Genomic DNA, 20,499 nt, shown 5'->3' with positions numbered 1-20,499 from the left:
ATTAATTGTATAATATTTTTAATGCTAACTTCTATATAGAGAGGAAAAAAATATGTCATCAGAAAAACTAGTAAACGAATTTCTATCATTTAATGATAATGTCTTAAAACGATATTTCCAAGGTAAGAAAAGCGAACATAGTCTTACCACATCTGAGATTGCTTATTGGATAACAAAAAGATTTTGCATTGATAAAGAAATGTACCAAACAGCAACTACTATTTTTAATGAGAAAACTTCAAAAAATAAGCTGTTACTCAACATGTTAAGTAAAAGCTCATTTTAAATATTTCATTAACGATACAATAATACAAAATAGCGATGTAAGTAAAAGTAACAGCCCCCTATTTAATTCTATTGTTTTAACCTACTTACAATTCCAACAATAAACTTATACTCATCTCTACTTTTTCTTACTTTCTTAACCCCTTCTTTCGTATCAAAAATAAAACACGTTTTCCGAAACCAAATTCGTACATATAAAGACTCAAAATAAATAGGTTTTATAATTCCTCGTTCCTCAAATTCAGTTCCATCTTTATTTTCAGTTTCCGTTCGAACAAACCACCTATTTCCGATGCCAATTTCAATATACTTCACAAAAGTCCACCTGCCGGAAATTAATTTCTAACTATTCTATTATTTCCCCGGTAAGCGCACATTCCGACAGAACATGAGCCCACAAAGAAAAAGTAGATTACAAAAATCTACTTTATAGCTTATATTTTTGCATTCGTTTATAAAATGTACTTCGAGGTACATCTAAAAGTTTGGCAGCTAATGAAACATTTCCGTTTGTCTTTTCTAGCGCTTCAATCATGCTATCACGCTGTATTTTTTCCCGGAAATTTAATGTATGCTCCGTTTTATTTTCTGTTTGCAATGCAAGTTGATGTTGATTTTCCATCATAGTTTGTAATAAAAAAGAGATTTGTTTTTCGCATATTTCGCGACCTTGCGACAAAATGTAAATGCGTTCTACTACATTTAATAATTCTCGAATATTTCCGGGCCATGTATGCTGAGAAAATTGATTACAAATGCTTTTTGGAAATACAACATTCCAATTCTTTCGTTCACAAAAATCTTGTATGAAGTACGGAATATCCTCTTTTCTTTCTATTAACGATGGAACATATAGCGGATAAACATGTAACCGATAATATAAATCTTGACGGAATTTCCCTTCTTCTACTAATCGCAGTAAATCTTTATGTGTCGCTGTAATAATACGAATATTTACTGGTACTTCTTTTGAACTGCCAATCTGGGTTACTGTTCGTTCTTGTAAAACACGCAATAATGCTACTTGCATCTCTGGCGGCACTTCACCAATTTCATCTAAAAATATTGTTCCACCGTCTGCTTGTTCGAATTTCCCTTTATATCCTTGGCGCCGCGCACCTGTAAACGCACCTTCAGCATAACCGAATAATTCACTTTCCATTAATTCTTTCGGCAATGAACCACAATTAACAGCTATAAAAGGGCCATTTTTTCTTGGACTATTTTCATGAATCGCTCTCGCTACATATTCTTTCCCTACACCTGTTTCACCACAAACATATACACTAGCGTCAGTTGGAGATACAAGCTTAATTTCTTCTAAAGTATGTTGAAATGCATTGCTTGTCCCAATAACTCCTGGGAAAGTAATTCCGTTTATAAATGGGGAAGTTGAAAATACATTTCCTTGTTTATTTTCCTTTACATAAATACATTTCCCAATCATTCTATCATTACTATATACTGGTACTTCTAATTTAGGCTTCAATCCATGTTGCATTAAATCTTCAAGTTTCATTCGTGACCAATTAGAAACTCGTTCTCGAACCTTCTTGCTTGCAGAAACGATAACATCACGATGATTACAAATGACAACTTGTTCATCACTGTCAATTACATCTAAAAAACGATGGATTAAATGTAATTCATTTTGATGCACTCGAATACTACATTCACGTTCAATCGCATGTGCAATCGAGGTTACCATCCCGAGCATATACGGATGTGAAAATTCAATTGGACAAGAGAAATCTAGAACTCCAATTAATTTCCCGTCATCATTATGAATGGGAGCGGCCGCACAGCTCCAGCTATGAGATGCGACAGAATAATGCTCTGTACCACTTATCATAATAGCCTCTTCAATCTGTAACGCGGTTCCTATCGCATTTGTACCAACAGCTGCTTCCGTCCATTTCACACCTTCAATGAAGTTAATATGTTTCGCTCGTTTTAACGTTTGTTGATTTCCACTTAGCGATAGAACGTAACCGTCTGGATCAATTAATAATGCCATCATTTGCAGTTCATCAATGGTTTTCCTCATATTTTGTAATTGAGGTATTGCTATATCAAGGAAGATTTCACTCTTTTTCTTTTGATCCTGAAAAATATTAGAAGACAAAATTTTCTGACCTTTATTCATATGAGGATTCACATTTGCTTGTTTACATCGATGCCATGACTCTGAAATTCTTTCGTTTATACGGTTCGAATCAAGGACTCCTTCATCAACAAACTTTTTCCATGTATGTAAGTAAAACGGTGAAGCTAACATTGTATCATCTCCCTATTCATTGTTTTGGAGATCTGTAAAAACATACTTTTATTATAAAACTGAATAAAAGCGTTTTCAATAAAACTAGAAAGACGACACAAATATGTTAATAATTTGAATATCCTAATTCGCTTCTTTATTCTTTTTTAGTAAAACTATATTTTGTATAATGGACGCAAAGAAAATACATAACCAAAACCACTTTTGTGGAGTGCCGTTTATAAAGAAAACTATCACCGCTATTGCAAATAAAATGGTAGATGCTAAACTAAAATATAATTTTGGTTTAATTCTCATTATCCATCACTCCTCTATCACTTTACAGTACATATTAACTCTTCATTTTTTAACTCTACTATGTACTTCTGTAAAACATATTCTCTTCCGCCATGTTTTTCATACCAATCATGTATTCTTTTAACATGCATCTTATCACTTCTAATTTTTGATTCAATTTCTTTATACTGTTCATAACTATCATATTCCCATATGGCAAACACTTCAGTCGTGTCATTCTTATTATCTTTCATCCAGCGCCCTATTAGCCTAGAGCCGTGCTTTAACTGATTAGGTAAGTTCGTGTTATTGAAATGATCATTAAATATTTTAATAAATTCATTTTTTACTATATAGTACTTTCTTATATAAAACATACATTTCCCCCTCTTTTATGAACAGACTCAAATACACCTTCCCATTACAACCGTATTATAATACTTCCTATCCGAAAGCCTTTTATCATTTTTCAAAATACCTTCTATTTCAAATCCTAATTTTTTATAAAGCTGAATGGCTTTTTCGTTTGTCTCTAATACTTGTAATGATATCTTTTTAATCTCATTTTCATCAGCCCAATGAATAGATTGTTGCAATAAACTCTTACCCATTCCATATCCCCAAAACTCTTTTAAAATACAAACGCCAAATTCTACTTTATGAGATAATCTCTTCAGATTTGAACCTTCGCATCTTGAAAATCCAACGATTCGATTGTGCACTTCTGCAACTAAAAAGAGATTTTTCGTCTCTTCACTATCTGTTTTTATTATATTTTGAAAACCTATCTTATCTATAAATCCCTCTCCAGCTTCTCTATCCATATTTTCAGTTTCGCCATCGATCTGAACTCTAATTTCCGATAACTGCTCAGCATCCGTTTCAGATGCAGAACGAATTGTATAAGTTAATCCATTTATATGAAACTCTTGTCCTTTTATAAACATTACAAACTCCTTTTAAATGCAGTCTATTGATGCTATCAAAATTTCTTTGCCTTGTTTCTCAAATTGTTGAATCGTTTCTTTACTAGTCTCTTCATCTGTTATAATAAGGTCAATTTCTCTCAGTGACTCTCCTTTTATAAAGCAATTTGTTCCGAGTTTACTATGAGGAGCTAAACAAATATTTCTTCTAGCAATTTTACTTACTGTTTTTCCAAAATAAGCAACTTCCGGAGTTGCAGTACTTATACCGTTCAATGAAATGCCACCACCTGTAGAGAAATAAAGATCAATAGATAATCTACTTATCATTTCAGAGGCAAGTGTATCTGTCATATTTCCTGATGGTTTCACCTTTCCACCAATTAAGTACGTATCAATGTTCTTATATTCCCGTAACATACTAGCAATTTCTAAAGCATTCGTAATCACTGTAAACGATGTTTCAGGTAAATATTTTAACATAGTATAATGAATAGAGGCCCCGCCAATAAAAACAGAATCTCCTTCTTGTATGTAGGATGCAGCAACTTTCGCAATCGCTTCTTCACCTAGTGAACTATCACGATAACGTTTCGATGGTTCAGCAGTTAAATTCCTTACTCTAGTAAGTTCGATTGCACCTCCATGTGTTCTTTTTAACAAGCCATCCTTCTCCATAATAGATAAATCTCTTCTTATAGAATCAATAGACATATCGAAACTTTCCGCAAGATCTTTAGCAATTACCCTTCCATCTTTCTTCAGTAACTCTAAAATTTTTTCTCTACGCTCTTCAGTAAACATGTTCCCACCACCATTATTGAAGATTCAGAAATTTAATCTTTATTTTAATTATATGCACACCTCTTCCATTTTACAATATTTTCAATTCTTATTTATTCCGTTTTATACAGTATTCTCCCTCTTTCTATCCTTTTTAACTTGAAAACTTCACCAAAATAATTAAATAATATGTATTTATATATAGATAGCAAAGCTGCCCTTTAACAGATATATATTGGAAACTTGATAATTTAGCATCTAAATAAAAAACAGTCATATAGGACTGTTTTTTATTTGTAAAGTTATAAAGTTTACTAGTTACCTATCTCAAGCAATACGTCTTTTGCACAAATCGTCACTTCTTCAAATGGGCAATCAAATAAAACACCCAATTCGAAACCCTCATTAATAAAATCTATTTCATGACATAACCACCAAGCACCTTCAAAATGTTCCGGAATAGAACATTTCGTTACGCCTGTAAAAGTTACTTCCAGTTTATCAAATTCACTGAAAGTACCACTGCAATCTAAAGTTATTATTAGCTTATCTTCTGACCTTCTTTCTACTGATTTGACTACACTGTCATGTAGTGAGTATGCATGTAGTTGAACGACATTCTGCGCAAGCTTTTCTTTTATAGTATTATAATTATCTAAATACGCTTATTCTAAATCACTCATTCTTTTCTCATAATCTACTTTCCACTCAAGCATAAGTTTCTTTAATTTTTCCGATGGGTATTCTAAATTAATTGTATTTTCATGAATGTATGGATGTAATGACTTAGGTAGAAACTTTAATAGATCTTCTTTCTTTTCTTCCACGTCTTCTCTTAAACTTTGTTTATAATCCATTCCAATCTTTTCGCTCTCTCGTAATAACTCTTCCCATTCTTCTACTGTTTCTGGGAAAATTAAAAATCCAGATACTTGCATTTCTTTATACCAATCTTTATTGAAATACTTCAATCGCTTCCCTCCTAAAACATTTTAACATCCAACAAAAGCAATACATCTATTTATTATATCATTACAATAACTATTTTTTCTAAAGAAAAAATGCAAAACTATAAATATTCCGCCTTTTATTTCTAAAACTTCAGAATATTTACAATAGTTGATAATTAGAATACATTTTACTAGTACAAAGTTTCACCTGTACAAAATCTAAACAAAAAGGGATGGTTATATGTTGAAGAAATTAGTAGCAGGTACATTAGTAGCGGGATTTGCATTAACTGGAGGACTAGGAGTAGCAAGTGCTGAAGAAAAAAGTAACACAATTAAGTCTTTTGATTATTTAAAAGTGGATGAACAGAATGTTAATTCACTTACAAAATTAAGTGATCAAGATAAGAAAGACATCCAAATTACAATGGTATTACCAGAGCAAAATGAAAATGGAGATTGGCTAGCTTATGGTTTTACTAGCCGCGAAACATTAGATTCTTATATTGAAAAGGATAAAAAAGTACTTAAAAATAAAATTAATCCTTTAGGTAGCGGTGCTGGTAGTACTGATTTTTATGAACATAAAGATAAAGGTGGCCAATATATTTACTGGAGCAGCGGTTTTAAAAACTTACCTTCTAGCTGGAATGACAGAATTTCTTCTGTAAGTACAGCATCGCCTTCAGCAAGTTATTCAACGACACTTTGGGAGCATACTTCAACACAAGGCTATGGAAAAGGTGTTGTATTCAAACATGCTGATTGGTACGGTAAGACTGCCAATTTAGCTGCTGATTGGAACGATATTACTTCAGCAATTGACGTAAAAAAATAATAAGATATTCAATTTTTCCTGTAAAAATTCAAACCACTATTCTCTTATTCATTTAGAGAATAGTGGTTTATTCATTTAGAGAATAGTGGTTTATTCATTTAGAGAATAGTGGTTTATTAATTTTCTATTTAAGCATGTACGGCATGCCCTACAGCTTGTAATAATGCTTCATGAATCGCTTCAGATAAAGTTGGATGCGCTGCAATATAATCTCTCATAATATCAGCGGTAACTTCTGTATGAATCATTACAGTTCCTTGTCCGATTAGTTCAGTTGCACGAGGACCGATAATAGAAATCCCAACAATTTCTTGATATTTAGGTTCCACGATAACTTTTACTTTACCCGTTTGTTCTCCAAGAATAAGCGCTTTTCCGTTCGCTGTAAAAGGAAATTCTCCGATAAGAATATCACCGTATTGTTCTCTTGCATCTTTTTCATTTAAACCAACACTTGCGATTTCTGGGGATGTGTATATACATCGAGGTACTGCATGATAGTTAACTTTCACATCTTCTCCACTCGCATGTAACGCTGCTGTCGTTCCTTCATGGAAAGCAACGTGAGCAAGTTGTATTCCACCAATCACATCACCTGCTGCGTAAATATGTGATACATTTGTTTGCATATGTTCATTCACAGAAATTCCTTTATTTGAAAATTGAACACCTGCTTTTTCTAAATCTAATTTTTGTACACGTGGTTTTCGGCCGACAGAAACGAGAACATATTCCGGATTGGCTTCTTGGATACTTCCTTCATATTCAAATGAAGCTTGCTTCTTATAATTATTTAATCCTTTTAAAGCAGCTCCTGTAAATATTTCTACGCCATCATTTTCTAGTTTATCTCTTAAAATATGTGCGATATCTTCATCTTCACCAGGTAATAATTGCGGTGCCATTTCAACAATCATAACTTTTGTTCCAAGACGACTATAAATACTTGCAAACTCGCAACCTATTACACCACCGCCAACGATTAATAATGATTTCGGTATATTTTCTAGGGACATTGCATGGCTACTATTTAAAATCCACTTCCCATCAAATGGAGCAAATGGTAATTCAGTCGGTTCTGAACCTGTTGCTATAATGAACAGGTCTCCATCTACTACATCTACTTTATCACCGTGTGTAACTCGTACACGGTGATCCGTTTCAAATTTCGCTTTACCTTGTATAACTTTTATTTTATTTTTCTTCATTAAATATTGAATTCCTTGGACAAGCTGCGTTACGATCTGTGATTTCCTCGCCTGTATTTGCTTCCAATCAATTGATATACTTCCTTTGTTAAGCGTAACTCCGTAATTATTCGCTTTTCTCACAACGTCATGCACTTCCGCACTTTCTAACAATGATTTTGTAGGCATGCAACCAACATTTAAACAAGTCCCGCCAAGATCAGCTTCATCAATAAGAGTGACATCTTTCCCATTTTGAGCCGTAGTAATTGCTGCTACATAACCAGCAGGTCCGCCTCCAATAACGACTAATTTACTCATTTTCTCACCTTCTCTTTATAAAAGAATTGTTACAGGTTCTTCTAAATAACGTTTAATTGTACGTAAAAATGCAGCTGCTGGTGCACCGTCTAGTACACGATGATCGAATGTTAAACTTAAAGGTAACATACTTCCTTTTCTTAATTTTTTCCCTTTATATACAGGAACATGTTCAATTGCACCTACACCTAAAATACCTGCTTCAGGTGTATTTAATACTGGTGTGAAATATTCAATCCCAAAGCTACCTAAATTACTAATTGTAAAGGTTGTCCCCTGCATATCATCACTACTTAAACTGCCTGCTCGTGCCTTATGTGCCACATTCTTAATCTCTTTAGATAACTCGACTAAAGATAGATTATTAGCAAAGCGAATAGCCGGAACGACTAGTCCTTTTTCTAACGCGACTGCCATGCCTAAATGAACATGTGCAAATTGATGAATTGCGTCATCTATATATGCGCTGTTCATTTCTTTATGCTCCCCAAGTGCTAATACAACAGCACGAGAAACAAAATCCGTAATGCTTAGTTTGTTATCATAGCGTTTTTGTACAACTTCCGCTATTTCTTTATGTAAAGCTACTAAATCTGTCACATCTACTTTCATCGTTAATGTTAATTGCGCACTATTTTGTAAGCTAGCATGCATACGGTTCGCAATTGCTTTTCGCATACCAGTAACAGGAATGACTTTACTTTCTTCTTGTTCAAGTACTTCTGAAATTGCAACTCTTTCCTCAAGTGTCTTTAAAACATCTACCTTTGTAATTCTTCCTCCAGGTCCTGTACCAATTAATGATCTAATATCAAGATTTTCAGTTTTTGCAATCTTTTTCGCAACTGGAGATATTTTGATTCTTTGCTTCGCTACTTCTTTCGCATATGGTTCTGTATGTTGTATATTTTTAGGTTCTGCATTAGGTGTTTTTTCTTCTACAACATTTGTATTTTCATAGACTTCTACTTTTTCGTTCGGCTTACCGATATAGCAAATTACAGTACCCGGCGGCACTCCCTCATCTTCACTTACAGCTATATCAAGAACAGTTCCATCCGCTGGTGCTTCTATTTCAGTTTCGATTTTTTCCGAGTTAATACTAGCAATTAGTTCACCTTTTTCTACATTATCACCTGCTTTAATATTCCAGCTTGTAATAATACCTTCTTTCATCGCCATACCTAACTTTGGCATTACAACTTCAACAGCCATGTTTCTCTCTCCCTTCTCATCGTTTCATTACACATGTAATAAAGATTGGTCTCCGATCATTTCTGATACGGTTTCAATTACTTTTTCCGGCGTTGGTAAATATAACTTTTCAAGTGGTGGAGAGAACGGAACTGGTGTATGTGGTGCTGTAATTCGTTTAATAGGTGCATCTAACAGATCGAATCCTTTATCCGCTACAATTGCTGCAATATCCGTTGCGATACTACATCTTGGATTTGCTTCGTCAATAACAATTAGGCGATTCGTTTTTTCAACAGATGCTAAAATCGTATCTTCATCCAGTGGTGATAAAGAACGTGGATCAATGACTTCTACTTCAAGTCCCTTTTTCGATAATTGCTCAGCAGCTGCAAGTGCTGTATGAACTTGTTTTCCAATTGCGACGATTGTTACATCAGAACCTTCACGTTTAATATCTGCTTTCCCTAAAGGAATTGTATAGTACCCTTCTGGTACTTCGCCTTTCATATTGTAAAGTGTTTTATCTTCAAAGAAGATTACTGGATCATCATCTTCAATTGCCGCTAATAATAAGCCTTTTGCGTCATACGGAGTAGAAGGTACGACAACTTTTATACCTGGAATGCTCGTAAATAACGCATATAAACTTTGTGAATGCTGTGCCGCTGCGCTAAAACCAGCACCATGCATCGTACGTACTGTAACTGGCACTTTCGCTTTACCACCGAACATGTAGCGGAACTTTGCGCCTTGGTTTAATACTTGATCAAGGCAACTACCTATAAAGTCATTAAACATTAATTCAGCAATCGGACGTAATCCTGTTGCAGCAGCTGCCATTGCCGCTCCCATATAACCCGCTTCTGAAATAGGTGTATCTAAAATACGATTTCGACCAAATTCTTGTACAAGGCCTTTCGTAACACCGAGCACACCGCCCCATGCTTCATCGTCTTGCAAGTGATCAACTTGTGCACCGCCTGCAACATCTTCTCCGATTAAAATTACATTTTCATCACGACGCATTGATATTTTCATCGCTTCATTAATTGCAGTTGACATACTTACTGTTCTAGTCATTATTTTTCACCCTCCTCTTATTTGTAAGAAACGTATACATCTTTTAATAATTCTTCATCCTCTGGATATGGACTATTTTCACTAAATTCAATTGATCTTTGAACTGCTTCATCTACTGCCTTTTCTATATCGACAAGTTCAGATTCAGTTAATAGCGCTTCATGAATTAAATGCTTACGGAAATTCACAATCGCATCTTTTTCATTTAAATGTTCTTCTTTTTCTTCTGAAGTTTTATACGTTTGTGTTTCACCTTCGAAATGACCGTAATTGCGATATGTCATACATTCAATTATTGTTGGACCACCACCATTACGCGCACGTTCTACTGCTTCTTCCGCGGCTTTATATACTGCAAGTAAATCTTTTCCATCCACTTGAACACCTGGAATATTGTAAGCTTTTGCTCGATCTGCAATGGAATCACAACTTGACGCATATTCAAATGTCGTTGCTTCACCGTAACCGTTATTTTCGGCGATAAAAATAACTGGTAACTTCCAAATCGCTGCTAAGTTAACCCCTTCGTGAAATGTCCCTTCATTATTTGCTCCGTCACCGAAGAAGCAAACACTCACATCTTTCGTTCCTTTATATTTAGCAGTTAATGCTGAGCCGCAAGCAAGTGGAAAACCTCCGCCTACAATCCCATTTGCACCAAGCATTCCTTTATTTAAGTCGGCAATATGCATGGAACCGCCTTTACCTTTACATAACCCTGTCACTTTCCCGAAAAGTTCGGCCATCATCCCGTTTAAATCACAGCCTTTTGCGATACAATGTCCATGTCCTCTATGCGTACTTGTAATACTGTCACAATCCGTTAAGTGGGCACATACACCAACTGCTACTGCTTCTTCACCTGCGTATAAATGAACGAAACCTGGCAGAACGCCTTGCGCGAATAATTCATGCACCTTATCTTCAAACTTACGAATTTCTAACATTTTTTCATACATCCAACGAGCTTGTTCTTTCGTAATTTCATTCCCTTTACTTTCAGTTGTTTTTAACATGTTCAGCCCTCCTATTTTCTTGTTCATCTTTTATATTGCAAGTACTGTGCCAAATTCTAATCCCTGATTTCATAGGTTTTCTCTTTTCTTTCATAATAAAAAAGTGGACAAAATGAGACATATGTCTCGTTTTGTCCACTTTTGTTCACCTAATTTGAGAATTATTATCTTATTCATTCTCAAAACTCTTCTGTAACTTCCGGATGTAAATAATTTGACCAATATGATAAGCGTTATGAGTTGTTACATTCGCTAATATTTCCCACCATTTTGCAGAAACAGGAAATCCAACTACATCACTTTCAACCTTCTCTTCATTTATAAGCTTTTGCCATTGTAACAGTTTCTCTAGTAGTTTTTCTCTCAACTCATCGAAGGTTTGATTATTTGAAAGCATAAAACTTTTGTTATTATCACCAATAGCCGGCACGGCATTCACATTCGATTCTTTGTACCTAGTTTGCCACGTTGAATTCCAATACAGTAAATGTTGTACAATTTCAGCTATACTATTACTCTCTTCATTCGGTTTCCAGAAAGCTTCTCTCTCAGGTAGATCTTTCACTGCATCTGAAAATGGAATATACCAACTAGGGTCGTTTGCATTTGCTAATAATTGATCTGCTAAAACATCTTTCACATGGGCCATTTTTTTCCCTCATTTCATTAACATATTCATACTCACTTCTCTATATACGCTGAGTCTTTATAATTCCCTTTTTTAAAAATCCCATAGAATATAGAATTAACAGGTATTGCTCTCAAAACGAATGTAAGAATAATAGATTTTCTTTTCATAACTCGTTATGATAAAAGAAAAAGAAAGCTGGCGAAAAATGGATAAAAAAATCGCAGTTATAACCGGGGCTTCAAGTGGTTTCGGTCTTTTAACAACACTTGAGCTTGCGAAAAAAGACTATTTAGTCATAGCTACAATGCGAAACCTTGAAAAACAAGTGAACTTAATATCTCAAGCTACTCAACTCAACTTGCAGAAAAACATAACTGTTCAAGAATTAGATGTAACCGATCAAAACTCAATACATAACTTTCAATTATACTTAAAAGAAATAAACAGAGTAGACCTTCTCATTAATAATGCAGGATATGCACATGGGGGCTTTGTAGAAGAAATTCCAGTAGAGGAATACCGTAAACAATTTGAAACGAATCTTTTTGGGGCAATATCAATCACTCAGCTTGTTTTACCTTATATGAGAGAACAAAAAAGTGGAAAAATCATAAATATAAGCAGCATTAGTGGTCAAGTTGGATTCCCTGGCCTATCCCCTTACGTTTCTTCAAAATATGCGTTAGAAGGCTGGAGTGAATCACTTCGTTTAGAAGTAAAACCGTTCGGAATAGATGTTGCTTTAATTGAACCTGGTTCTTATAACACAAATATTTGGGAAGTGGGTAAACAACTAGCTACAAACCAATCTGATACACCTTCTCCTTACAAAGAATATATGGATAAAATACAAAAACATATTAATAGCGGCAGTGATACATTGGGTAATCCGATAGATGTTGCTAATAAAATTGTAGAGGTTGCTGAATCTAAGCGTACGAAATTACGATATCCGATTGGAAAAGGTGTAAAATTTATGATCTTTGCGAAGAAGATTCTTCCTTGGAGATTGTGGGAATACCTTGTTTTGAGAAGCTTTAAGAAAATGTAGTTTACTTTTTTGATAAACATTTTGAAAGAGGTGCTAATCAAATGTTAGGTTTACCGTTTGGAAAAGTGTTTTTAGTTCCATGGACTGAAGAATGGCAAATTGAGTTTATGAAAGAAAAACAAATCATTGAGGAACAAATGGGCAAACATATTTTAGCGATACACCATATTGGTAGTACCTCTATTCCACATTTAAGTGCAAAGCCAATTATTGATATTGCAATCGAACTAGAAAATTATACGGACGGTTTAAAATGTATAAAAAAGTTAGAACTACTAAACTATAAATACAAAAAAGATGTACTGCCTGAACGATATTATTTTAATAAAGGAGAACCACGAACTCATCAAATTCATATGTATGAACAAGGCAATACATATTTAATAGAACAATTACAATTCAGAGATTACTTAATTGACAACAAAACTTCTCGTATACAGTATGAACAGTTAAAGATTCAACTTTCACAAGCTAACCCTAATGATAAACATCAATATGCAGAGGATAAAACAAATTTCGTTACATCTATTATAGCTAAAATAAATGATAAATTTAAATAAGAAACCATTTACTACTCAATGGTTTCTTATCTATTAGTTAACTCTTGATTTGTACCATCAATTATATAATCTGCAAATTCATGTGGTTTATGACTTTCTACATACATATCTTCAGCAACCATCCAATTGTTTTCCCACATATCACGTGCTATTTCGCCATCTCTAGCAATCCCTCTTTTTATACGTGTTTCACGAGGACAATTCACCCATATTTTCAAATCATACATTTCCGCCAGTTCCTGACGTGTTGCATATACACCTTCTATAATAACAATTCCGATTGCAGGGACATTATGAGTTTCTGCTAAAGAATCCGTTTCCCAATCGTAACGTTTATAACATCCTTCAACGCCTTTACTAATCGAATCTAAAACTTCTTGTAAAAGGCGTTTCCAATCAAAATCTGCACCAACTGACTTATTCGTAGGATGTTCATTTACGATTTGTGCAGATGGTAAATAAAAATCATCCATATGAACAATTGTTACAGTTGAAAACTTACTTTTTATTTTATTAGCTAACGTACTTTTTCCTGCGCCGCCACAACCATCAATACCTATTATTAGTAGTGATTGCTCTACAGACTTCACTCGAATTTGTTCTAATATTTTATTTAACCCCAAACTATTTCATCCCCTCGTTTTATATCTATAGACTTACTTTTACGCTGAAATCGGATCGAAGTAAAGTAGCAATGAAATCATAACTACAAATGCAAGTAAACCGATTGTTGAAAGGATGTATTCTTTCGATTCTCTATCAAATTTCCACTCCATCCATGCACGTAACGTCCATAACGTTGCAAAAAAAATGAAAAAGGCATACCCTATGTTTGCATTTTCATCTCTATTAACATAAATCATACTACTTACAAAATAAATAATAAACAATACAATTTCCAATTTTACATGCAAGCTATTTACATACTTATATCCAAAGAAACCCCTCTTCTCCATATTCAACTTTCTTCTTAAAAATTGTTCTAAAAAATATCCGCCTATAGCAATTCCTATAATTATTATCCAAACAGAAGAATTCCACATGTTCAATCCCCTCCTATTACTACGTTGCATTATTTAAAATAAAGTGGATTACATGACAGTCATCCTTTGGTGAATAACTTACCTTCCCTTCAAGTTATCTCATTATTTATACCACCAACAATCATTTTTTTATGCGGCAGATGGAGAGAAGTAAAAAAGCATTGAAGTCATAACAGCAAATGTAAATACTCCGATCATCGAGAATATATATTCTTTCGATTCTCTATCAAATTTCCATTCCATCAATGCTCTTAATATCAACGTTCCCCCTAAATAAGTAAAAATGACATAAGCAATATTAACGCTTTCGAATTTAACGATAAAAATAAAACTAGTTATTAAATAAATAAACATTAGTCCTATTTCTAATTTTTTGTGTAAACTATTTACATGTTTTTTATATCCCCCAAAACCACTCTTTGGCATATTCAATTTTTTTCTTAAATACTTATCCAAAAAATAAACAATTATACAAAAAATAATACTTATAATCCAAAAAGTAGAAGTTCCCATTACTCCACCTCCTATTACTTTATTTATTTTTAGAAATAAAGTGGACTATTTTATGGTTATCCTTTTCTAAATAACTTACAATCGCTTCAGGATATGTTGGCTTCGTTTTTAATTCTTCTATGCTTTTCCATATTAATATAATATCCGCATGTTCTTTATGTCTTATTTCATTGGTAATTATCTCTTCAACAGTTCCCCAATGTAGCAATGTACAGTGATGTCCTTTTTCATTCTTCCACTCAAAAATATGCTCACTTATAATTGCTAACTTTTGAACATCAACTTTCAAATCATATTCTTCCATCAACTCCCGCATTATTGCTTCTTTTGCTGTTTCACCAAATTCAATAGAACCGCCTGGAAAACGGTAAAATGATTCATTCTCATCACATTGAACAAGCACTTTAGAATGATCTTCATTTAAAATCATTACTTCAGCACGTAATTTAGGATTTTTCATTTGTCTCCCCATTCATTCCACATATGATTAAATCCAATAGTTATAAAAGAAAAGATTAATCATAATTCCTGTTATTATTAATAATGGAACTGTTCCTAAAGAAATGACATATTCCCTCGATTCTTTATCATATTTCCACTCCATATATGATTGAAAGCAGTATAAAATTATTAAAAATAAAATGGGTAAATTACTAATATAAATAGGATTTAAAGTGGCACATATCATCGTTACAATTATATAAGAAATGATAAGAGCCCTAGTGCCCCATTTATGAGCGTTGTTTACATATTTACTATTCCAGTCAGTTTGTTTCGGTATATTTAATTTTTTTCTCACTACTTTTTCCAAAATAACTAATAATATGATCCATAATACTAATAAAATCCCTTTAACTAAAAGCAGTGATGTCTCCTCCTTTACCTTTTATCTGGTTGATCACTCGGATATGTAGCATTCTCTTTGTTTTCAACGTCCCAACTAATAATTGTCGCACTATCTCGTCCGAATTGATGATGAACGTGCTCTAATACATGATGAACACTTTCTTCAAGTTCTATATTATTTCTATTCATATCATTATACAGATTCAATGGTGTTTCATAATGACGTTCCCCACATTCTAATACCCCATCTGTGACCATGACAATTCGATTCTTTCCAGCACGTAATTCACGAATTCCTGTTGAATAGCAAGGAACGGTTAAATCAAAAGTGTTTACATTTCCAATCCATTCGTAAAAATGACGTTGATTTAATGCATATTGTCCTAACTTATGTAACTCTTCATGAAATACATAAATGAGGCAATCGCCAATAGACAACCACCATATATAATTTTCTTTTCTTACACATATTAAGCAAGCTGTTTCACCTTTAATACTTTGGCACTTTTCCTTAAATGAAGAGGATTGAAAGATTGTAAGTAGATGATTTTCAACAGATCGAAATACTGTATCAATCGATTCATTCATCATTACTTTTATATTTTCATATTCCTTTTGGATTGTATTTACTACTAAATCAACACTTTCCGCACTATTATGTCCATCTAAAATAGCTGCAAATTCCCAATCACCATTTGACCAAACTAACGCACCATCTTCATTCTTTTTTGCTCCGGCGCTTATATTTCCACCATATGTACCGAGCACAATGTCACCATATTGTTTTACTAAAACTTCGTCTAAACACATCTTCTTATTTCCAACCCATGAACATTGTCTATTATTTGTTGTATACATTTCCATCACCAACCTTTCCATATATAATATCATAAAAAAAGGAAAAACAGGATTTATATTCCGAAAATTCATTCTTTTAATGATGCGATTTTTTAAATAAATTTACAACTCATTATTTCTTCAAAAACGCAATCCCAATTACGATTCCAATCACAATTCCGATTACTAAATTATTAGTAAAAAACCCTTGAAACACACCGATTACAACCCCTATACCGACACCTATCGCCATTGCATCATTTCTATTTTTATTTTTAGTCAAAATTGCATCGCCTCCCATCGTTTCTCCCTAAATAACATACACTTACTTGAATGTATTAATATATTCACTATCTCACTTGAATATTTCCCCAAAATATACTTTAACTTCATATATAATATTTTTCATTTTCTGTACATAATCCTTTTATCACAATAAAATTTCAAGTGACCATTAATTATACATAGGCATTTACTATAAGAAAGCTTCGTAATTTATTGAAGGAGGAAAGATTTAAATGCATCCTCACTGGAATCCAAATATAAATCAACAATATGTGTATTCCCCCCATCCCGTAAGAAATAAACTGCATCATGATTCACAATATATGATGCAGCGTATCGCAAGTCTTGAAAGTCAATTAGCGAAACTAATCTCATTAATCGAAGAAAATAATCAATTAATTAAATCAATGGAACAACAACAAAACCAAGTTTGTGCGCCAGCTGGCGGTTCTGTTATCGTTCGTATGTAATTTTTTGAACAAAAAAACACACTTTGTATAATAAAGTGTGTTTTTCCTTTTATCTTCTTTTTTGATGAAATCCTTGTGTAATGCGGTCTAATATAATCGCAATGACAACAATAGCTAGTCCGGCTTCAAATCCCATTCCGATATTAACTTGTGTTACAGAGCGGTATACATCAACTCCAAGACCTGGTGCTCCTACAAGAGATGCTGTTACTACCATCGATAAAGAAAGCATAATGCTTTGGTTCACACCAGCCATGATCGTTCCAGTTGCAAGTGGCAATTGTACTTTAAATAATTTTTGTGATGCGGTAGAGCCAAACGCATTCGCTGCTTCAATTAAATCTTCTGGAACTTGTCTAATTCCTAAGTCAGTAAAACGAATTGTCGGTGGCATTGCAAAGATTACTGATGCGATAATCCCAGGTACAACACCTACTCCAAAAAATGTAATCGCAGGAATGAGATATACGAATGCCGGCATTGTTTGCATAAAATCTAATGTCGGTTTTAAAAATTTTGAGAAGCGTTCATTTTGAGATGCTAAAATTCCGATTGGGATTCCTACAATAATTGAAATAATAACAGACGTAAGTACAAGTGCTAATGTTTGCATCGTCTGTGCCCAGTAGTTAATATTTAAAATAAATAATAAACCGATCAGTGTAAAAATAATTAAAGATACTTTTCTCGTTGTGTACCAAATGAGGAAACAAAGGATAATAATCATCAATATGGCTGGTATTATTGTTAAAAAATTAGTGAGTAAATCAACGAATCCACCGATAATATAAGAGAATCCTCGGAATAAGCCTTCAAGGTGCTCATATAAACTTGCAACAAATGAGTCGACCCATTCCCCTAATGGAATACGGGGTATACTATTCATCGTCTTTCACCTCTTCCTCAATGTTACCTGCAAGAGCTTGAATGACACTTTCGCGTTTAATAATTCCTCTTAGCCTTTTCTTCTCATCAATTACGGGTAACGGATATTTCATCTCCGCCATTTTTGCATATGTTTCTTCCAGTAAAGTATCTAAATACACGTGCGGAATATCGTTAAGTAATAAATCAGCAATTGGCCATTGTTTTTGAACGGCTTTACTCGCATCATCCGCGGTTAATATACCTAAAAATTCATATTTTTTATTTACAACATATACAGTTGAAACACCTGCATTCCTCATAATTTGAAGTGCTACACGCGGTCCACGATCAATTAATAAAGTCTCTGGTCGTTTTAATATAGATTCCGCCATAATTACTTTTCCTAAATTTACGTCCGCAACAAACTTCTCAACAAATTCATTGGCAGGGCTCATCATAATTTCTTCCGGCGTTCCAATTTGAACAATCTCTCCATCTTTCATTAACGCAATCCGATCACCAATTCGAAGCGCTTCATCTAAATCATGCGTAATAAATATAATTGTTTTCTCCATTTTATCTTGTAGCTCTAACAATTCATCTTGCATTTCTTTGCGAATCAGTGGATCTAAAGCACTAAATGACTCATCCATTAACAATACATCTGGATTATTTGTTAATGCCCTTGCGATTCCAACACGCTGCTGCATACCGCCACTAAGTTGACTAGGATAATTATCTTTATGATGATCAAGTCCTACTAACTGTAGCGATTCTAATGCTTTATTCTCCCGTTCCTCTACTGGAACTCCTTGAATTTCTAACCCGTACGCAACATTTTGTATCACTGTACGATGTGGAAATAAAGCGAACTTTTGAAACACCATACTCATCTTCGTTCTTCTCACTCTTCGCAACTCTTCTTTTCCCATCGTTGCGATATCTTCACCATCTATGTATATATGCCCCGCTGTTGGTTTAATTAATTGGTTTAACATCCGAACTAACGTAGATTTCCCGCTACCAGACAAACCCATAATAACAAAAATCTCTCCAGTATATACTTCAAAGGTTGCCTTTTTTACACCAACGTTCATTCCTGTCTCTTTCAAAATTTCCGATTTGCTTTTTCCTTCTTTTAATAAAGACAGCGCTCTTTGCGGGTGTTTCCCAAATACTTTTGTTACGTTTTCAACACGCACCTTTGTATTATCCATGTCACTACTCCTTTTCTACCCATCTATTCATATAGTGTTGCGATTTTACAAAGAAATATTACATAAAAATGACATTCATAAGATTTCTTTAAAATTCGCGTTTCCGTTCATAATAAGAATGCTTACTTATACATTTATTTAAAAAGGCAAACGTTTCTTAGGAGGGTTTCGATGAAAAAGAAAATATGGCTTATATGCCTTGCATTATTTATTACTATGATTTTCTCTTCATGTAATGCAACAAATGCAAATTCGAAAGGAAAAATTAAACTTGGTGTAACAAGTTGGAAAGAAAACATTGCAACGGCAAACATGTGGAAAGTTTTATTAGAACAAAAAGGTTACAAAGTTGAGCTCATGTACTTAGAAAAAGCTGCAATTTGGACTGGCGTTGCTCGTGGTGATGTTGATGCTAATTTAGAAGTATGGCTACCCGTTACGGATAAACCGCTAAATGCTCGTTATAAAGATGATATTGTCTTAAAATCAAAATGGTATGAAGGTACTGGCCTTGGCCTTGTCGTCCCTTCTTATGTGAAAAACATTAACAGTATTGAGGATTTAAATGCTCATAAAGATGAACTAGATAACAAAATTGTCGGTATCGAACCCGGTAGTAGTCTTATGAATTTAACAAATAAAGCGATGAAGGAATATGATATTAAATTAAAACTTGTCCAATCTTCTGAAGCTGCGATGATGAGTGAATTAAAGAAAGCATATAAGAAAAAGAAACCAATCGCTGTTACGCTTTGGAATCCGCATTGGGGGTTTTCAGAATTTGACTTAAAATATTTAAAAGACCCTAAGAAAGTATATGGTGAAAAAGATGACATTTATTACTCTGTTCGTAAAGGTTTCGAAAAAGATCATCCGGATATTGTAAAATACTTTGACAAATGGAAAATGAACGATGAACAGCTTGGTACATTAATGGTCGAGTTAAATAAAACGAAAGATCCCGAAGAAGCGGCGCGAAAATGGATTAAGAAGAATCAAGCGCTAGTTGATGAATGGGTAAAAGATTAATAAAAACAGGCTA

At 33.8% G+C, this 20,499-nt stretch carries 25 protein-coding genes and 2 pseudogenes; 6 read left to right on the top strand and 21 right to left on the bottom strand.

Going from position 1 to position 20,499, the window contains the following annotated elements; genetic code table 11:
• Positions 1 to 85 precede the first annotated feature (85 nt).
• A pseudogene (locus tag QEP67_RS14085) lies at positions 86 to 286 on the top strand (hypothetical protein); the annotation flags it as partial.
• 68 nt (positions 287 to 354) lie between these two features.
• On the opposite strand, the gene QEP67_RS14080 reads toward QEP67_RS14085, so the two are convergent.
• The 7 genes and pseudogenes from QEP67_RS14080 to QEP67_RS14050 all read right to left on the bottom strand — a co-directional run bounded on the left by QEP67_RS14080 (position 355) and on the right by QEP67_RS14050 (position 5,519).
• On the bottom strand, positions 355 to 600 hold the full coding sequence (locus tag QEP67_RS14080) for a DUF3977 family protein (RefSeq protein WP_000873845.1): 246 nt from the start codon (positions 598 to 600) through the stop codon (positions 355 to 357).
• Positions 601 to 712: 112 nt separating this feature from the next.
• Entirely contained in the window at positions 713 to 2,563 is a 1,851-nt protein-coding gene (locus QEP67_RS14075; RefSeq protein WP_000881403.1) for a sigma-54-dependent Fis family transcriptional regulator, read from the bottom strand.
• 123 nt (positions 2,564 to 2,686) lie between these two features.
• On the bottom strand, positions 2,687 to 2,860 hold the full coding sequence (locus QEP67_RS14070; protein ID WP_001220675.1) for a hypothetical protein: 174 nt from the start codon (positions 2,858 to 2,860) through the stop codon (positions 2,687 to 2,689).
• A gap of 17 nt (positions 2,861 to 2,877) precedes the next feature.
• A complete protein-coding gene (locus tag QEP67_RS14065) occupies positions 2,878 to 3,216 on the bottom strand; it encodes an NIPSNAP family protein (protein ID WP_000499410.1) in 339 nt (112 codons plus the stop codon).
• 27 nt (positions 3,217 to 3,243) lie between these two features.
• Positions 3,244 to 3,786, bottom strand: a complete 543-nt coding sequence (locus QEP67_RS14060; RefSeq protein ID WP_000470021.1) for a GNAT family N-acetyltransferase — start codon at positions 3,784 to 3,786, stop codon at positions 3,244 to 3,246.
• A 12-nt stretch (positions 3,787 to 3,798) separates the two neighbouring features.
• Positions 3,799 to 4,569 carry a DeoR/GlpR family DNA-binding transcription regulator gene (locus QEP67_RS14055; protein WP_000493611.1) on the bottom strand — a complete coding sequence of 257 codons (771 nt, stop codon included), beginning with the start codon at positions 4,567 to 4,569 and terminating at the stop codon, positions 3,799 to 3,801.
• A 293-nt stretch (positions 4,570 to 4,862) separates the two neighbouring features.
• Positions 4,863 to 5,519 (bottom strand): annotated as a pseudogene (locus QEP67_RS14050) (DUF4085 family protein).
• Between the two features lie 220 nt (positions 5,520 to 5,739).
• Between QEP67_RS14050 and QEP67_RS14045 the strand changes: the two are divergent.
• Entirely contained in the window at positions 5,740 to 6,336 is a 597-nt protein-coding gene (locus QEP67_RS14045) for a hypothetical protein (RefSeq protein WP_000914458.1), read from the top strand.
• 128 nt (positions 6,337 to 6,464) lie between these two features.
• Here QEP67_RS14045 and lpdA read toward each other — a convergent pair whose 3' ends face one another.
• From lpdA to QEP67_RS14020, 5 genes are all read right to left on the bottom strand, one after another.
• Positions 6,465 to 7,844 (bottom strand): dihydrolipoyl dehydrogenase, encoded by a 1,380-nt coding sequence (lpdA, locus tag QEP67_RS14040; RefSeq protein ID WP_000041228.1) that lies wholly within the window; start codon positions 7,842 to 7,844, stop codon positions 6,465 to 6,467.
• Positions 7,845 to 7,859: 15 nt separating this feature from the next.
• The gene (locus tag QEP67_RS14035; RefSeq protein WP_000257798.1) at positions 7,860 to 9,059 is read right to left on the bottom strand and encodes a dihydrolipoamide acetyltransferase family protein; all 1,200 of its coding nucleotides are present in this window, start codon (positions 9,057 to 9,059) and stop codon (positions 7,860 to 7,862) included.
• A 27-nt stretch (positions 9,060 to 9,086) separates the two neighbouring features.
• Positions 9,087 to 10,121 carry an acetoin:2,6-dichlorophenolindophenol oxidoreductase subunit beta gene (gene acoB / locus QEP67_RS14030; RefSeq protein WP_000198893.1) on the bottom strand — a complete coding sequence of 345 codons (1,035 nt, stop codon included), beginning with the start codon at positions 10,119 to 10,121 and terminating at the stop codon, positions 9,087 to 9,089.
• Between the two features lie 17 nt (positions 10,122 to 10,138).
• Positions 10,139 to 11,137 (bottom strand): acetoin:2,6-dichlorophenolindophenol oxidoreductase subunit alpha, encoded by a 999-nt coding sequence (gene acoA, locus QEP67_RS14025; RefSeq protein WP_000921266.1) that lies wholly within the window; start codon positions 11,135 to 11,137, stop codon positions 10,139 to 10,141.
• A gap of 169 nt (positions 11,138 to 11,306) precedes the next feature.
• Entirely contained in the window at positions 11,307 to 11,786 is a 480-nt protein-coding gene (locus tag QEP67_RS14020) for a DinB family protein (protein WP_000951599.1), read from the bottom strand.
• 187 nt (positions 11,787 to 11,973) lie between these two features.
• Between QEP67_RS14020 and QEP67_RS14015 the strand changes: the two genes are divergently transcribed.
• Positions 11,974 to 12,819 carry an oxidoreductase gene (locus tag QEP67_RS14015; RefSeq protein WP_000358340.1) on the top strand — a complete coding sequence of 282 codons (846 nt, stop codon included), beginning with the start codon at positions 11,974 to 11,976 and terminating at the stop codon, positions 12,817 to 12,819.
• 41 nt (positions 12,820 to 12,860) lie between these two features.
• The gene (locus tag QEP67_RS14010; RefSeq protein ID WP_000901168.1) at positions 12,861 to 13,379 is read left to right on the top strand and encodes a GrpB family protein; all 519 of its coding nucleotides are present in this window, start codon (positions 12,861 to 12,863) and stop codon (positions 13,377 to 13,379) included.
• 26 nt (positions 13,380 to 13,405) lie between these two features.
• On the opposite strand, the gene QEP67_RS14005 is transcribed toward QEP67_RS14010, so the two are convergent.
• The 7 genes from QEP67_RS14005 to QEP67_RS13975 form a co-directional block, all read right to left on the bottom strand.
• Entirely contained in the window at positions 13,406 to 14,002 is a 597-nt protein-coding gene (locus QEP67_RS14005; protein ID WP_000523946.1) for an AAA family ATPase, read from the bottom strand.
• 39 nt (positions 14,003 to 14,041) lie between these two features.
• Positions 14,042 to 14,422, bottom strand: a complete 381-nt coding sequence (locus tag QEP67_RS14000) for a DUF4181 domain-containing protein (protein WP_000267362.1) — start codon at positions 14,420 to 14,422, stop codon at positions 14,042 to 14,044.
• 129 nt (positions 14,423 to 14,551) lie between these two features.
• Positions 14,552 to 14,935 (bottom strand): DUF4181 domain-containing protein, encoded by a 384-nt coding sequence (locus tag QEP67_RS13995; protein ID WP_000537334.1) that lies wholly within the window; start codon positions 14,933 to 14,935, stop codon positions 14,552 to 14,554.
• A 19-nt stretch (positions 14,936 to 14,954) separates the two neighbouring features.
• Entirely contained in the window at positions 14,955 to 15,395 is a 441-nt protein-coding gene (locus QEP67_RS13990; RefSeq protein WP_000795354.1) for an NUDIX domain-containing protein, read from the bottom strand.
• Positions 15,396 to 15,422: 27 nt separating this feature from the next.
• On the bottom strand, positions 15,423 to 15,734 hold the full coding sequence (locus QEP67_RS13985) for a DUF4181 domain-containing protein (RefSeq protein ID WP_002108179.1): 312 nt from the start codon (positions 15,732 to 15,734) through the stop codon (positions 15,423 to 15,425).
• A gap of 80 nt (positions 15,735 to 15,814) precedes the next feature.
• Complete coding sequence (locus QEP67_RS13980; RefSeq protein ID WP_074650819.1) at positions 15,815 to 16,639, bottom strand: PP2C family serine/threonine-protein phosphatase; 825 nt, start codon at positions 16,637 to 16,639, stop codon at positions 15,815 to 15,817.
• 112 nt (positions 16,640 to 16,751) lie between these two features.
• Entirely contained in the window at positions 16,752 to 16,919 is a 168-nt protein-coding gene (locus QEP67_RS13975) for a hypothetical protein (RefSeq protein ID WP_000508408.1), read from the bottom strand.
• A 217-nt stretch (positions 16,920 to 17,136) separates the two neighbouring features.
• Here QEP67_RS13975 and QEP67_RS13970 point away from each other — a divergent pair, with 217 nt between their 5' ends.
• Positions 17,137 to 17,373 carry a hypothetical protein gene (locus tag QEP67_RS13970; protein ID WP_000553344.1) on the top strand — a complete coding sequence of 79 codons (237 nt, stop codon included), beginning with the start codon at positions 17,137 to 17,139 and terminating at the stop codon, positions 17,371 to 17,373.
• Positions 17,374 to 17,422: 49 nt separating this feature from the next.
• Here the strand turns inward: QEP67_RS13970 and QEP67_RS13965 are convergent, their stop codons facing one another.
• Both QEP67_RS13965 and QEP67_RS13960 read right to left on the bottom strand, forming a co-directional pair.
• A complete protein-coding gene (locus QEP67_RS13965; RefSeq protein ID WP_001084768.1) occupies positions 17,423 to 18,259 on the bottom strand; it encodes a proline/glycine betaine ABC transporter permease in 837 nt (278 codons plus the stop codon).
• Positions 18,252 to 19,457, bottom strand: coding sequence for a glycine betaine/L-proline ABC transporter ATP-binding protein (locus QEP67_RS13960; protein ID WP_000370613.1), 1,206 nt, complete (start codon positions 19,455 to 19,457; stop codon positions 18,252 to 18,254). Before QEP67_RS13960 ends, QEP67_RS13965 begins: the two co-directional genes overlap by 8 nt.
• Before the next feature lie 171 nt (positions 19,458 to 19,628).
• On the opposite strand from QEP67_RS13960, the gene QEP67_RS13955 reads away from it, so the two are divergent.
• Entirely contained in the window at positions 19,629 to 20,486 is an 858-nt protein-coding gene (locus QEP67_RS13955; protein ID WP_000727302.1) for a glycine betaine ABC transporter substrate-binding protein, read from the top strand.
• Positions 20,487 to 20,499: the final 13 nt, after the last annotated feature.

The sequence above is a fragment of the Bacillus cereus group sp. MS39 genome (genome assembly GCF_040448665.1).
In the GTDB taxonomy this organism is placed as follows: domain Bacteria; phylum Bacillota; class Bacilli; order Bacillales; family Bacillaceae_G; genus Bacillus_A; species Bacillus_A wiedmannii.
Note: the sequence above shows the minus strand (reverse complement) of the source record. Positions and strands in the feature narration are given on the sequence as shown.